General features: G+C 74.2%; 9 protein-coding genes. 3 read left to right on the plus strand and 6 right to left on the minus strand.

The genetic code is table 11. The annotated features are described in order from the left end of the window. The first annotated feature begins 6 nt into the window (after positions 1-6). Both BJ999_RS05550 and BJ999_RS05555 read left to right on the plus strand, forming a co-directional pair. Positions 7-1440, plus strand: coding sequence for an LCP family protein (locus tag BJ999_RS05550; RefSeq protein WP_179832283.1), 1434 nt, complete (start codon positions 7-9; stop codon positions 1438-1440). Positions 1441-1611: 171 nt separating this feature from the next. Then, positions 1612-2586: a glycosyltransferase gene (locus BJ999_RS05555; protein ID WP_179832284.1), complete on the plus strand. Its 975-nt coding sequence runs from the start codon at positions 1612-1614 to the stop codon at positions 2584-2586. A 54-nt stretch (positions 2587-2640) separates the two neighbouring features. Here BJ999_RS05555 and BJ999_RS05560 read toward each other — a convergent pair whose 3' ends face one another. Together BJ999_RS05560 and BJ999_RS05565 are read right to left on the minus strand one after the other, a co-directional pair. Next, positions 2641-5961, minus strand: a complete 3321-nt coding sequence (locus BJ999_RS05560) for a beta propeller repeat protein (RefSeq protein WP_179832285.1) — start codon at positions 5959-5961, stop codon at positions 2641-2643. Between the two features lie 105 nt (positions 5962-6066). Continuing rightward, positions 6067-7560 carry a sulfatase family protein gene (locus BJ999_RS05565; RefSeq protein ID WP_179832286.1) on the minus strand — a complete coding sequence of 498 codons (1494 nt, stop codon included), beginning with the start codon at positions 7558-7560 and terminating at the stop codon, positions 6067-6069. Between the two features lie 116 nt (positions 7561-7676). On the opposite strand from BJ999_RS05565, the gene BJ999_RS05570 reads away from it, so the two are divergent. After that, positions 7677-9161 (plus strand): family 43 glycosylhydrolase, encoded by a 1485-nt coding sequence (locus BJ999_RS05570; protein WP_179832287.1) that lies wholly within the window; start codon positions 7677-7679, stop codon positions 9159-9161. Here the strand turns inward: BJ999_RS05570 and BJ999_RS05575 are convergent. Genes BJ999_RS05575 through BJ999_RS05590 form a run of 4 tightly spaced genes read right to left on the minus strand, consistent with a single transcriptional unit; the run spans position 9143 to position 14214 of the window. Beyond that, positions 9143-10699, minus strand: coding sequence for a glycosyltransferase family 39 protein (locus BJ999_RS05575; RefSeq protein ID WP_179832288.1), 1557 nt, complete (start codon positions 10697-10699; stop codon positions 9143-9145). The genes BJ999_RS05570 and BJ999_RS05575 overlap by 19 nt on opposite strands. Next, positions 10683-11681, minus strand: a complete 999-nt coding sequence (locus BJ999_RS05580; protein ID WP_179832289.1) for a glycosyltransferase — start codon at positions 11679-11681, stop codon at positions 10683-10685. The genes BJ999_RS05575 and BJ999_RS05580 overlap by 17 nt, the downstream gene beginning before the upstream one ends. Next, positions 11678-12892, minus strand: a complete 1215-nt coding sequence (locus tag BJ999_RS05585; RefSeq protein ID WP_179832290.1) for a hypothetical protein — start codon at positions 12890-12892, stop codon at positions 11678-11680. The genes BJ999_RS05580 and BJ999_RS05585 overlap by 4 nt, the downstream gene beginning before the upstream one ends. Next, positions 12889-14214 (minus strand): hypothetical protein, encoded by a 1326-nt coding sequence (locus BJ999_RS05590; RefSeq protein WP_179832291.1) that lies wholly within the window; start codon positions 14212-14214, stop codon positions 12889-12891. Before BJ999_RS05590 ends, BJ999_RS05585 begins: the two co-directional genes overlap by 4 nt. Between the last annotated feature and the right edge of the window lie 67 nt (positions 14215-14281).

Below are 14281 nucleotides of genomic sequence, written 5' to 3' on the forward strand. Positions count from 1 at the left end.
TTCCGGATGCAGCGAGCCGTCGCGCCACCGCCCGTGTACTACGCGGACAGCGCCCCGCCGCCACCGGAGCCGCCGGTGCGGGGGCGCCTGTGGCGCATGCTCGGCTGGGTGTCGATCGGGCTGTCGGTCGTGCTGGTGGCGGGCAGCCTCACCACCTACGGGTTCTGGCGGCGGCTCGACGGCCAGATCGACCGCGAGAACGTCGACGGCAAGCTCGGCGAGCACCGGCCGCCCAAGCTGAACAACTCGCTGAACATCCTGATGATGGGCTCCGACAGCCGCGCCGGGGAGAACGCCCGCTACGGGACCGAGGCCGGGCAGCGCTCCGACACCACGATCCTGCTGCACATCTCGCCCGGCGGGCAGAGCGCCATCGGCGTCAGCTTCCCGCGCGACTCGATGGTGCAGATGCCGCCGTGCAAGCGCAGGAACGGCACGACCGTCCCGGCCCAGTTCGGGATGATCAACGCGGCGTTCTCCAACGGCGGTCCGGCCTGCACCTGGCGGACGATCGAGTCGCTCACCAAGATCCACATCGACCACTACGTCGAGGTCGACTTCGCCGGGTTCAAGCGGGTCGTGGACGCGCTCGGCGGCGTGGAGATCTGCGTTCCGAGGCGGATCGACGACCCCAAGGCCGAGTTGCACCTCAGGGCCGGCCGGCAGACCGTCCGCGGCGACCAGGCCCTCGGCTACGTCCGCACCCGCTACGTCCTCGGCGACGGCTCCGACCTCGACCGGATCAAGCGGCAGCAGGCGTTCATGGCCTCGGTCGTCAAGAAGGCCACCGACAAGGGCATGCTCACCGACCCCGGCCGCACCTACGCCTTCCTGTCCGCCGCCACCAAGTCCATCAAGGCGGACAACGGGCTCACGCTGTCGGTGATGCAGAAGCTCGCCGGATCCCTGGGCGGGATGAGCGCCGGGAAGGTTCGCTTCGTCACCGTTCCCGTGCAGGCGTTCCCGCAGGACAAGAACCGCGTCCAGTTCGCCCAGGCCGCCGCCGAGCCGCTGTTCCGGGCCATCCGGGAGGACAACAAGCTCCCGCAGCCGGAGCCCGTGGCCGCGCAGAACCAGGTCCAGCCCGTGCCGCCCGCGCAGGTCAGGCTCGGCGTCTACAACGCTTCCGGCACCGGCGGCCTCGCGCAGCGGACCGCCGACCAACTCGCCGAGCGCGGCTTCCAGGTCGTCAAGGTCGGCACCGCCAGGAAGACCATCGCCCACACCCAGATCCTCTACGGCGCGGGCGCGGAGCGGCAGGCCGCCCGCGTGGCGATCGCGGTGCCCGGTCACCAGTCGCGCCCGTGGGCGTCCGCCAGACCCGGCTACGTCTACCTCGTCGTCGGCAGGGACGGCGCCACCCTGCGGGGGCTGGGCCCGATGGTTCCGAAGGTGGCGGGGGAGATCCGCGCCGACCGCGATATCTGTGCGCAGACCTGATTCCGCGCCGAACCTGATATAGCCCTCTATCACCGGTATCTTGGCCCGCGCCAACCATCAACCGTTTCAAAGCGTCCCATCTAGGACGGCGCCCCCTATCCCCCGACCAGGCCCGCCGACCCGCCCCCGCATGGGTGCCCCACGGCCGCCACGCTCCCCCGGAACGGACGCATGCAGCCCGAACCCTTCACCCTGCTGATGACCGTCTACGGCGGTGATCGGGAGGAGCATGTCCGGGACGCCTTCCGCAGCGCCGTCCACCTGCAGACCCTCCGCCCCGACCAGGTCGTCCTGGTCCAGGACGGGCCGGTCCCGCCCGCTCTCACGTCCGTCCTGCGCGAACTCGTGAGGATCAGCCCGGTCGAGGTCACGTTCGTCCACCTGGAGCACAACCGCGGCCTCGGCCCCGCCCTCGACGCCGGCCTGCACGCCGCCCGCCACGACATCGTCGCCCGCATGGACGCCGACGACTACTCGATGCCCCACCGCTTCCAGACGCAGGTCCCGCTGGTCCGCGCGGGCGCCGACCTCGTGGGCGCGGGCCTGCTGGAGTTCGGTGCCGACATCACCGACATCGTCGGCCGCCGCACCCCGCCGAGCGACCCCGCCGACATCGCGCGCTACTCCCGCCTGCACGACCCGTTCAACCACCCCACGGTCGTCTACCGGCGCAGCGCCGTCGTCGCCGCGGGCGGCTACGGCGACCTCCCCCTGATGGAGGACTACTGGCTGTTCGTCCGCATGATCGCGGGCGGCGCGCGGATGGTGAACGTCGCCGATCCCCTCGTCTACTACCGTGTCGGCGACGGCGCCTACGAGCGCCGCGGCGGCCGCGAGCTGCTGCGCTCCGAACTGCGGCTGCAGCGCGAGATGCGCCGCGAGGGCTTCATCTCCCAGCCCCAGTACTGGCGCAACGTCATGGTCCGCGGCGGCTACCGCCTCGTCCCCACGCTGATCCGCAAACCCTTCTACCGCGCGGTCGTCGCCCCCTACGGTGCCCGGCGCAACCGCCTGCGCGACCGCGGCAGGGCCCGCACGACCCCTCGCCCGGCCGTCCCCTACATCCCCCGCCATGCGCGCCCGGCGGGCGACGGGCCCCAGCGGCTCCCCGGGCTGGACGCCGCCCCGCCGCAACCGGAGAAGTAGCGGGGGGCGGCGCGCGGGTTCACCGCACGGGCCGGGTCACGACACCAGGCCGGGTCACGGCACGGGCCGGCTCCACAGGACGGGCTGGCCGCCGCCCGAGTCGGCGCTGCGGCCCACCCCGAGCAGGGTCTTCCCGAAGGCCGCGAGGCCGGTGATCTCCTGGTCGCCGACGCCGCCGAGGCCGGTGCCGCCGGGCGTGGAGGCCTGCCAGGACGAGCCGTCCGCGGACGTCCACGACACGACGTCGGTCGCGCCCGCGCGTCCGGTGGTGCCGGTCGCGGCGAAGCCCTTCGGGGTCGCGGCCAGCGCGGTGACGCCGACGGTCGTGTCGCCGCTCGGCGACGGCAGGGGGCGCCACGTCCTCCCGGCGTCCGTGGACACGTAGCCGAGCCAGTCGAGGCCCTTCGGGGTGGCCGCGACGCCGGTGGCCACGAGCGTGCCGCCCTTGGCGGCGACGTGCGTGAGGTGGCCTTCGGTCACTCCGGCCCCGGGAAGCCGGAGTTCCTGAAGCGTCCAGCGCCTGCCGTCCGGCGACAGCCACACCGACGGGTGGTTGCCCTTGCCGTCCCGGCTGCCGCCGACGGCGGCGTATCCGAACGACCCGGACGTGACGTCCAGCATCCAGCGGCTCGCGGTCTTGGTGCCCGCCATCATCTTCGGGTCCGCGCCGGCGCCCCGCGCCCAGTTCTTCAGGTCGGACGAGTACCAGGTCGCCACCGAGTAGCCCTGCGTGCCGACGACGACGTAACCGGACGAGCCGGCCGCCGCGGCGTAGGTGACGGGCGCGCCCTGCTTGTCCGCCGCGAACGCGGGCGCGGTGTCGGCGGCCTGCCACGTCGCGCCGTCCTTGGAGGTGACGACGAGCGGGCGGCGCGGCGTGGACTGGTCGTAGCCGACCGCCAGCCAGCCTGCGCCGCCGGCGGCGACGTCGTCCAGCCGCTGCGGGCCGGGCCGGGTGAACGCGGCGCCGAGCCCTTGCGCGGCCTTCCAGGACGCGCCGTCCTGCGACGACCAGACGGCGGCGTCACCGCTCGCGCTGCCCACCGCGACCGCGAGGCCGTTGGTGGCGGCCACGGAGCGCACCGCGTGGTCGGGCCGGACGGCGCCGGGGATCTTCGCCAGGTCGACGGGGACCGCGGTGCCGTCCGCGTCCCACACGCCGAGCATCGGGTCCAGGTCGCCGCCGCCGGGCTCGCGGCCGACGAGCACCGTCTGGCCGCCGGCCGCCGCAGCGCCCAGCACCTCCCGGCCCGCCTTCGACTCGGCGGAGCCCGCCGCCTTCCAGGCGGCGCCGTCCGCGCTGCGTGCGAGCAGCACGTCCGTACCCCGGACGACGACGGCCGTGAAGCCCCGACCGTCGGAGACGATCCCGCTCGTGCGCTGGTAGCCGGCCGGCTCCAGCTTCCCGGTCTTAATCCATGACCTGCCGTCCTTGGACGTGAAGGCCTGACCGAAGAGCTTTCCGGACGCCGACATCTCGCGCATCGCCAGGAATCCCGACCCGCCGCCACCGCCGACCATCAGGCCGCGGCTGCCCTTCGGCGCCGGCACCTCCGACGACGACCACGTCCGGCCGGCGTCGTCGGAGCGCCAGAGCTTCCGGTAGGGACCCGGCTTCTTGGAGTCGGGCGTGATGAGCCCCTCCAGCAGGATCACATCGCCGTTCGCCGCGGCCTCCACCAGGGAGAACCCGCCGTTCTCGACCTGCAGGCCGATCTGGTCGCCGACCCGCGCCTCCCACCGGCGCCCGTCGCTCGACAGCCACACCGCCGGACGCGCGTCGCTGAAGTCGCCCTTCGGGGAGTTCTCGCCGACGGCGAGGAACCCGCCGCCGGTGCCGACGATCCGGGTCACCCGGTCGTGGGGGCCGAAGACGTCGCCGACGGCGTCGGGCTGGCGGCGCCACTCCTTGCCGTCCTTGCTGGTCCACACGGCGCCGCCGCCGTCGGCCCGGCTGCCGACCGCGACCCAGCCGCGGCGCGACGCGCCGACCGCCTCGGGGACCCCGCCGGGCGGCGCCAGGCCGCCGTCGGTGTCCTGCTGGTCGACCGACTCGAAGGTGCGTCCGCCGTCGGCGGAGACCAGGAACAGGCCGCGGGAGTTCTGCGGGTCGGTCTCGCCGCCGACCGCGACCACCGTCGAGCCGCGCGCCGCGACGCCGGTGACCTGCTGGTCGCGGCCGTCGGTGCGGGCCGCGGCGTCCACCGGGAACAGCGCGCCGGCGAGTTTGGCGCCCGCGCCGCCGCCGTCGTCGTCGCCGCCGATCAGGCCGGGCACCACGAGCACGCCCGCGGCGACCAGCGCCACGGCTGCGAGCCCGCCCACGCCGATGAGCAGCGGCTTCTTGATGCTCCTGCGGGGGCCCCTCGGGCCGCGCGGCCCTCCGGTCCGCCACGGCTCCTCGATCGCCGGCGGGGGCGCCAACGGGTGGACGGCCTCCGGCCCGGGGGGCGGCGTTCCGGGGATCTGCTGCGCCCACGGGAACGGCTCCGCCGCCGGAGGGGCTTGCGGGGCCGGGGGAGCCTGCGTGCCAGGGATCTCCTGCGCGTAGGGGAACGGCTCATGGGACGGGCGCGCGGGAGTGCCGGGGATCTCCTGCGCCCACGGGAACGGCTCGTGGGCCGGGGGACTCTGCGAGGGCGCGGCCTGCGGATGCGCGGCCTGGGGATGCGCCGCCTGCGGATGCGCGGGCTGCGGGGGTACGGGCGGCAGTTGCTCGATGCGGGTGACGTCCGCCATGTCCTGCCCGTAGGAGGGAGGCGGCTGGGTGGGGAACTCGGTCCTCGTCACGTCCGCCGCGTCCTGCCCGTAGGAGGGAGGCGGCTGGGTGGGGATCTCCGTTCGGGTCACGTCCGCCATGTCCTCCTCGTAGGAGGCGGGCGGCGGGAGGGGGATCTCCGTTCTCGTCACGTCCGCCATGTCCTGCCCGTAGGGGGAGGGCTGCGGGGCGGAAGCGCGGGTGGACGTGGCCGGAGCGTCCGCGACGGGAGCGGGCAGGACGGGCGAGGCCGCCTCCTCGCTCGCGCCACCGCCCTCGCCGGCGGTCTCCGCGGGCCGGTCGGCCGCCGGCTTCTGCCTCTTCGGCAGGATCATCGTCTGGTTGATGTTGGGGTCCATGACGGTGCGGTCCGCCATGTCCGCGTCCGGATCGTCCTCGGGGGAGTCCTCGGGGAAGTCCTCGGGCGCGTCGCCGTCGTCGGGATCGTCGTCGGGATCGTCTTCGAGGTCGTCTTCCGGGTCGTCCACGGGGAGCAGCGGGCCGGACGAGGCGTCCTGGTCGTCCAGCCAGCCCGATGGGGGAGGCGTCTGCGCCGGCTGCCCGGGTTCGGGACGCTCACCCTCGTGGTCGTCATCCGGCATTCCGGTTGGAGTCACGCCCTCTCCCAGCTTCCGGTCACTCTGCACGTCTCACCCTGCACATCGCCCTGGCGCGTCCGCAGTCGTCAGCGATGATAGCGGCGCATAAAGGACGGAACTCCGTCAACGGCTCCGGCCTGCGGGGGTACAGCCGGAGCCCGTGCAGTGGGTCAGCGCGTACAGGAGGTCGGACAGGTGGCGGCGCCGCTGCTCCGGCAGCCCGGCGGCGATGTTGTTCAGCTCGTGCGGATCGCGGACCCGGTCGTAGTACTCGCTCTCCCCGCCGGAGTACTCCACGTACAGCATGTCGTCGGTGCGGATCGCGTTGTAGGTGGTCGGCGAGCCGGGCGCGGAGTCCTGCCGGTCGGGGTCCAGCGGGGACGGCGGCGGCTTGACGTGCTCGACCAGCGCCGACTCGCGCCAGCCGGCCGGTGCGGCGCCGCGCAGGAACGGGGCGAGCGACCGGCCGTCGGTCGTCGCCGGCGGGCGCACGCCGGCCAGTTCCTGGAACGTCGGGGCGAGGTCGGTGTTCTGCGCGATCTCGCCGACCCGGCGCCCGGCGGGGACCCCCGGTCCGACGACGACGTAGGGCACCCGGATGTCGGTGTCGAAGGCGGTCATCTTCCCGCCGGCCAGCCTGTGCTCGCCCAGGTGGAAGCCGTTGTCGGAGCCGAACACCAGGTAGGTGTCGCGGTCGAGGCCGCGCTCCTTCAGCGCCGTCCGGATACGGCCGATCATCTCGTCGACCGACTGCACCATCCGCACCCGGTCGCGGAAGCCGTCGTCGATGCGGCGGACCCCCGGCCTGCGCAGCTTCGGGTGCGACCGCAGCCAGGACGGCTTGTCGCGGATGTCGGCCTCGTTGAACGACGGCGGCTGGGGCGCCGTCAGGCCGCCGAACAGCGCGGCGTGGCGCGGCGCCGGCACGAACGGCCCGTGCGGCGCGAACGTCGCGATCTCCATGAAGAACGGCCGCCCTGATCCTGCGGACCGCTGGACGAACTCGACGCCCTTGTTCGCCAGCACGTCGGTCAGGTAGTCCTGCGGCCGGGCGCCGTAGTGCACGAGCCGGCCGTTCTCGTTCAGGTTGTAGTCGTACTCGGGGTAGCCGTTGCCGCTGACGTGCCACTCGTTCCATCCCGGCGGCACGTACGGCTTCGTGTCGCCCTGGGTGTCGTTGGGCTGGTAGCCGTTCATGTACTTGCCCAGCAGCGCCGTCCGGTAGCCGGCCTTCTGCAGGGACGGGGCGAACGACGCCTGCTCGCCGCCCTTGTCCTTGAAGACCTCGAAGCCGCCGTCGGGCGGGAAGTTCGTGCGGACTCCGGTGTTGTGCGGGTACCGGCCGGTGAAGATCGTGGCGCGCGAGGTGCAGCAGAGCGAGTCGGCCATGATGAAGTCGTCGAAGGTGAGCCCGTCCCGCTGCATCCGCAGCACCTGCGGCATGTGCGCGACGAGGTTCCAGGACAGGTCGTCGGTCAGGACGAACACGATGTTCGGCTTCTTCGGGGCCTTCGTCGCCTTCGGCGCGGCACGCTCGACCGGCTGGAGGAGGCAGCCGCTCGTCCCGAGGACGGCGAGAAGGCACAGCACGGCCGCCAGCCGCCGATGTCGGATCAACGTCCGTGTCCCCTCCGTGATGAGATCGCCGGGCAAGCGTAACGATCCGGACGCCGGTCGCGCAGGCGGCGCCCGTTGGCCGTCCCGCCTCGGTTGTTGGCATGATGCGGGGTGCCATGAGGTGGACCAACCGCGACCCGCGGGCGCTCGCACCGCTGCTGCCGCTGGTCGCGGGGGCCGCGATCAGCGCCCTGGTCGCGCTGGTCGTGTGGCTGGCCGTGACGGTGGCCCCGCAGTCCGACGGGGCGGGCGCCCGGCCTTCGACCGCTCCCGGCCGGACCGGCCCCGGCACGTCCGCGGGCGCGCCGCCGCCGAGCCCGGCGGGCTCTCCGGCGGCGATCGACCCGCCCGGCTACTCGCCCGCCGAACCGGTGATCGACGGCTCCTTCGCCGATCCCACCGTGATCAAAGTGGCGGGGACGTACTTCGCCTACGGCACCAACAACGCGGACGCGACGATGCCCGTCGCGACGGCCCCGTCGCCGACCGGGCCCTGGAAGGTGGCGCCCGGCGACGGCCTGGCCCGGCTCCCGGCATGGGCCGCCGGAGGCTGGACCTGGGCACCCGAGGTCGTCCCGCCGCGCGAGGCGTCGGGCACGTACGTGCTGTACTTCTCCGCGCGCCGCAAGGACGGCGACGAGCAGTGCATCGGGGTCGCGACCTCGTCCTCGCCGGCGGGTCCGTTCGTCCCGCAGGAGGGCGAGCCGCTGATCTGCCCGCTGGACCTCGGCGGCGCGATCGACCCCGCCTCCTACATCGAGCAGGACGGCGCTCGCTACCTGCTCTACAAGACCGACGACCAGAAGTCGGCCGCGATCCACCTCATCAGGCTGAGCCCGGACGGGCTGCGCCCGGCCGGCCCGGCGAAGCAGATCATGGGGCGCGCGGCGGACGAGCCCGTTTTGGTGGAGGCGCCCGACCTGGTCCGGCGCGGCGGGAAGTACGTGCTGCTGTACTCGGCGGGCTGGTACTTCAAGTCGAACTACCAGACGCGCTACGCGGTGGCCTCGTCGATCGAGGGGCCGTACGCCAAGGGCGGCCCCGTCCAGTCCACCGGCCTGTACGGCGGGAAGGTCGAAGGGCCGGGCAGCGCGGACGTGTTCGGCGACGACACCGGCGACTACCTCGTCTTCCACGGCATCCTCGACTACCGCGGCGGCTCCAAGGTGACCCGCGGCATGTACGTCGCCCGCCTCGGCTGGGACGGCGCACGGCCCGCGGTCCGGGGCGTCCCCGTCCGGTACGAGGCGGAGCGGGGGCGGCTGAACGGCTGCGTCTCGGCGCTGGGGCGGCCCAACGCGTCCGGCGGATCGGCGGTCGGCCCCTTCGCACGCGACGACTGCCGCGTCGAGGTGCCCGTGTTCGCGCCCACCGCCGGGAGCTACTCGGTCCTCACCCGGTACGCCAACCGCTCCGGGCGCGACTCCGACCTGGAGATGTCGGTGAACGGCTATGCCGCGACGTCCGTGCGGCTGCGCGCCACGACGGGCGCCGACTGGCCGTCCGTCACGGCGACGGTGGAGCTGGCGGCGGGCTGGAACACGATCGGCCTGCGCCGCCTGGACGGTCAGGGGCAGGTCGACTACCTGGAACTGCGGTAGGGGCCCGTCCGCTCGAACAGGACGAGCCAGCCGCCCCGGTAGGTCCACGTCCCGGCCCTCCGCCAGGGCCCGGCGGACTGCACCGCCCGCTCCCGCCGCTCGATGATCGGGCCGTGCGGGTCGAGGGACCGGTGGTTCATCACCCACACCCGGTCCGTCCGGGCGAGCCTCGACGGCAGTTCGCGAGGGAGCAGGTCACGGCCCTTGAGGTTGGCGGCCGCCACCGGGTCCGTGCTCACGCCGGCGTCGCGCAACCGTCCGAAGGCGTCGGGATAGGTGGCGGCGCTCCACCGGGCGCTCCCCGCGAGGTAGACGATGGCGTCCCCCGGCCGGGCCCGCGCGCGGACGACGTCGGCGGCCGCGCGCATGTCGTCGGGACGGCTGTCCTGGCGGCGGATGTAGTCGTGGGCCCGGAGGGACGGTGCGGCGAGTACCGCCGCCGCGGCGGCCACCAGTACGGCGCGGACGGCCAGCCCGGCACGAGCGGGCGGGTGGCGGACGACGGTGAACGGCCCGGCCAGGCCGGCGCCGACGAGCAGCGCGACCGCGGGAAGGCAGTAGGTCGTGTACCGGTAGTAGAAGACCGGGTCCGTCACGCTGGAGGCGAGGAGCAGCAGCACGGTCGGCACGAGCGCCCAGGGGAGCGCGACGGCGGGCAGGGAGGCCGTGCGAGGCGGGATCGAGGCGCGACCCAGGACGCTCGCCACCACGCCGAGCAACGCGAGCGCCACGACCGGCGCGACGAGCGCGCGATCCCCGGTCAGGAACTGGAGTTGCGCCCACGCGACGTCCCATGACGGCCGGGGAAGCCACTTCACCTGGCGTCTCTGATCCTGCGCCGCGAGCGCCAGCACCACGAGCGGGGCCGTGGCCGCCACCGCGGACGCCAGCCAGCGCAGCCACACCCCGGCCTTGGGACGGGTCAGCAGAAGTGTCACGCCGTGCGCCGCGAGCAGCAGGGCTCCGTCCAGATGCAGGAACCCCAGCACCGCGACCGCGGGGGCGTAGCCAGCGAACCACCGCCACCGGCGCCCCTCGTCCCTGTCGAGGGCCCGCACGAGCAGGTAGGTGGCGAGCACCGCGACCGCCGCGGTCAGGGCGTAGGAGCGCGCCTCCTGCGCCCACCGGCTCGTCTGCGGACCGGCGGCCCACGCCAGCCCGGCCGCGAGCCCGGCCGGCGGCCCGAGGCAACGCCGGCCGATGACGGCGAGGCCCGCGGCGGCCGCAGCCATGGCGAGCGCGCTGGGCAGCCGCAACGCGAGCGCGCCCGTCCCGAACACCGCCACCCACGGCTTCATGAGGATGTAGTAGAGGGCGTGCACGAGGTCCAGGTGGGGGAAGACGCGGAGCATGTCGCCATAGGACCGCGTCGTCATGCTGATCGTGGCGGCCTCGTCCAGCCACAGCGACGGGGTGCGGATGCCGACGAGCGCCACGGCGAGCGTCAGCGCGGCGCAGGCGAGCGGGGACGCCGGCCCGGTGAGCCGGCGCCTGCCGTGCGCGGTGCCGTTCCGCGGCCGGTCAGCCGTCGCGACCATGACCGCGGCCGTCGGGAGGCACCTCGACTTCGGTCTCCCGCAGGACCCCGGTCTCCCGCAGGATCGCGGCGGTCGGCCTCGGGCGGGTGAACAGGCCGTCCCTGACGCCGCGGACCAGCGCTCGGCGTAGCACCGCGCGGTCGGAGGAGCCGGCGAACGTGCGGGCCCAGCGCCGCGCCGTCGACCCCGCGTAGAGCGCGCGTTCCGGCGGTGCGAGCCCGCGGCTCCCGGTGAACAGCCAGATCTTGTTGCGCACCTCGTAGAAGAAGCGGTCGCCCGGGTCCGCGTCCGTCCCGCCGAACTCCCTGGTCTTGTGCACCACGACGCTGCCGGGGCAGAGCAGCCCGCGGCGCCCGCGCAGGAGCCGCGTCGTGAACTCGAAGTCGTCGTTCCAGAGGAAGTAGTCGGCGACCGGCAGCCCGCGCTCGCGCACCGCCGTCGCGTCCACCAGCGCGGACACGAAGGACGCGGACCGGATCGGCACGCAGCCCGCCGCGCGCGCGAGCCGCGACTCGGCGGCCGTCGCCCGCGGCTTGGGGCGGGGGGTGTTCATCGGGTGGTCCCGGCCGTCGGTCCAGACGACCCGGCTCGCCACGAGCGCGGGCGGCCCGTCCTCCCCGGCAGCGGCCTTCCGACGTGCGTCCAGCAGGGCCTGGAGGGCCTCCGGCTCGGGCACGGTGTCGTCGTCCAGCAGCCAGAGCAGGTCGGCGCCGCCGCCCATCCCCCGGGCCATGCCCGCGCCGAACCCGCCGGCCCCGCCGATGTTGCGGGGCAGGGCGAGCAGGTCCGCGCCGGGGAACCGCTCGGCGACCATCGCGGCGGTGCCGTCGGCGGACGCGTTGTCCACCACGATGATCCGGTCCGGGGGGCGCGTCTGGGCGCCGAGCGCGGTCAGGGCCTCGTCGAGAAGGTCGCGCCGGTTGTAGGTGACGACGACCGCGGTGACGGACGGTCCGCCGCGGCCCCGCGGCCCCCCGTTCACGGGTTGCGCCTCCCCGCGGCCCGGCGGGCGGCGCGCTGCAAGGCCGGCGACGGCGAGGAGGCGGTCTCCATGAGCCGCTCCAGGTTCTCCTTCACGCCCGTCATCTCGCTGTGCAGGTGGGCGAGTCCGACGCGTTCGCGCGCCAGCGACAGCTCCTCAAGCAGGTGCGCCACCACCCCGACGGACGCGGTCGCGATCAGCTCCTCCGGGACGTCGCCGGGAAGCATCGCGGCCTCCGGGGCCCGGGACGTGGTCAGCTCGTCCAGGTCGCCGGCCACGTCGTAGCCGGAGGAGCGCAGCGACTCGGCCAGCTCCCGGGTCCGGCGTGCCGCCCAGTCGGCGTGCCGGGCGGGCAAACCCATCCGGGTGCGGGCCGTGCCGGCCGTCCCGCCGGTGAGCCGGGTCGATCCTCCGTGCCCGACGAGGTGCTCCTGGACCAGGCGCTCGTAGTCGCCGCCCAGTGCGGGGCCCATCCTCTCGTTCAGGCGGCGGAGCAGCTCCGCCTCGATCGCCGAGAGCGGCTCGTCCCCGGGGATGCCGCCGAGGTCGCACACCCCGTCCTCGATGCCGACCAGGGTCCGGAACCTGTCCCACATCACGTCGGCGCGACCGCCGGGCGGCGGCAGCGTCAGGACGTGGACGCGTTCCCGCGGCACCGCCGAACCCCAGGCCCGCAGCACCCGCACCGGGTCGTGCAGGCCCCAGAACATCTCCCCGTAGGGCTCCGGCGCGTCGATGCCGAGCGCGACGAGATCGTCGACGAAGCGCTCGAACGTGATGGTGTGCGCGTGCCGGATCTGCTCCTGCCAGTCGAGGATCAGCTGCCAGCCCAGGTCGCGGGTGGCGAGGACCACGTGCACCTCGGCCGGCTCCAGCGCCGAGACGGCCCGCTTGACCTGCTGTTCGGTCGCGCCGCCCAGCAGCGGCTGGGAGAAGACGACCGTGGGGCCGTCCCAGTCGCGGGCGCGCCGCACGACGCGGTCCCACGCGCCCTCCCAGGCCGGGTCCCGGTGGCCGCCCCAGCTCATCTCGCGCAGGTCCATCACGGCCGCGAAGTGCTCCTGCGGACCGGTGACCGGGTGGCAGACACCGGCGTCGCCCAGCCGCCGCCGGTTGCTCCACAGCGCTCGGTGCAGGAAGGCCGCCTCGGCCGTCGGCGCCCCGACATGCAGATAGACGGACTTACCGGGGTCCCCCATACGGGCGCTCACCTCGTTCTCGTCTCGGCGTCGGGCCGTTCCGTCCCGCCCTGGATCCTGCGATAGGCGCCGCGCAGCCGGAGCGCCGCCGGGTAGCGCTCCCGCGCCGTGCGTTTGGCCCGCTCGACGAACGGAGCGGCCTCCTGGACGAGCCGGTCCGTCGTGTCGAGCAGGTCGGCCGATCCCGCGCGCAGCATGTCGATCTGGTCGCGGACGCGAAGGCCGGCGCCGGGCACCGCCTCGGTCCGCTCCCGGCCCTCCTGGACGCGCAGCAGCAGCGCCGCGACGGCGTCGACGCCCACGTCCGCCATCTCCGCCCAGCGGGCCTCGTCGGGCGGCGGCGCGGGCGCGGTCCCGAGCGCGGCGCCGGACGCGGCCGCGGGCATCAGCTCGTACAGGTCGCCCACCACGTCGTAGCCCGCCGCGCGCAGCGCCTCGACGGTCTCGACGGCCCGTTCGGTGGCCCACGGAACATGCTCGCGGGGCAGTTCGATCCTGACCGGACACGGGCGTCCGGCCAGCACCTGCTGCGCGAGGAAGAGCTTGACGTCCTCGTTGTAGGCGTGCCAGCCGACACGGTCGCCGAGTGTCTCGTTGAGGCGCAGCAGGAACTGCGTCTCGCTCAGCCCGAGCGACGGGTTCGCGAACGTCCGGGACAGGTCGTAGTCGTCCGGGGCGAGGCCGGTGGCCGCGCAGAAACGCCGCCAGAGCAGGTCGCGGGGTGCGCCGGGCCGGGGGAGGGTGACGACGTGGACCCGCTCGGGCGGCAGGTCCTCGCCCCAGCGGCCGAGCACCGCGACCGGATCCTGGAGGCCCCAGAACAGCCGCGCGCTCTCGTAGGCGCGCCAGTCCTGGCGCCGCAGCGACGTCACGAACTCGGTGAACGAGGTCGTGAAGCGGTTCTTGACGTCCTCCTGCCAGTGCGCCGGGATCTGCCGGCCGAGGTCGCGCACGGTGAAGACCACGTGAACGTCGGCGAAATCGAGGTCGGCCATGGCCTGGCGGATCCACCGCGGCCGGGCGGGCGCGAACAGCTCCTGCGAGATGACCACGGTGCCGGGCCAGTCGCGGGCCTCGGCGACGAGGTCGTGCCACGCGCCCCGCGTGGCCGGGTCGGACGCCTCGCGGAAGAACGTCCGCCGCAGGTCGAACGCGGCGCGGACGTGCGCGGCCTGGTCCCGGCCCGGGTAGAGGACGCCGTGCTCGCGCAGCCGGTCGCGGTTGTGCCACAGCACGTGCTGGAGGAACGTCGTGCCGCTCTTGGCGGCCCCGACGTGCAGGAAGATCGCAGGGCGCGCACTGTGCGCCGCACTGCCGGGAGTGGGTGGGGCCACCGCGATCCTTGGCTTCCTGCGCCGGTACCGAACGAACCCCGGGTATCTTAGCCGCATTCCGTACATA

Source organism: Actinomadura citrea (assembly GCF_013409045.1).
In the GTDB taxonomy this organism is placed as follows: Bacteria; Actinomycetota; Actinomycetes; order Streptosporangiales; family Streptosporangiaceae; genus Spirillospora; species Spirillospora citrea.

What these genes read in the sequence shown, in the direction of transcription:
- BJ999_RS05550 (WP_179832283.1), top strand. Translation starts at nt 7, where the DNA reads ATGCAGCGAGCCGTCGCGCCACCGCCCGTGTACTACGCGGACAGCGCC.
- BJ999_RS05575 (WP_179832288.1), bottom strand. Translation starts at nt 10,699, where the DNA reads ATGGTCGCGACGGCTGACCGGCCGCGGAACGGCACCGCGCACGGCAGG.
- BJ999_RS05555 (WP_179832284.1), top strand. Translation starts at nt 1,612, where the DNA reads ATGCAGCCCGAACCCTTCACCCTGCTGATGACCGTCTACGGCGGTGAT.
- BJ999_RS05570 (WP_179832287.1), top strand. Translation starts at nt 7,677, where the DNA reads ATGAGGTGGACCAACCGCGACCCGCGGGCGCTCGCACCGCTGCTGCCG.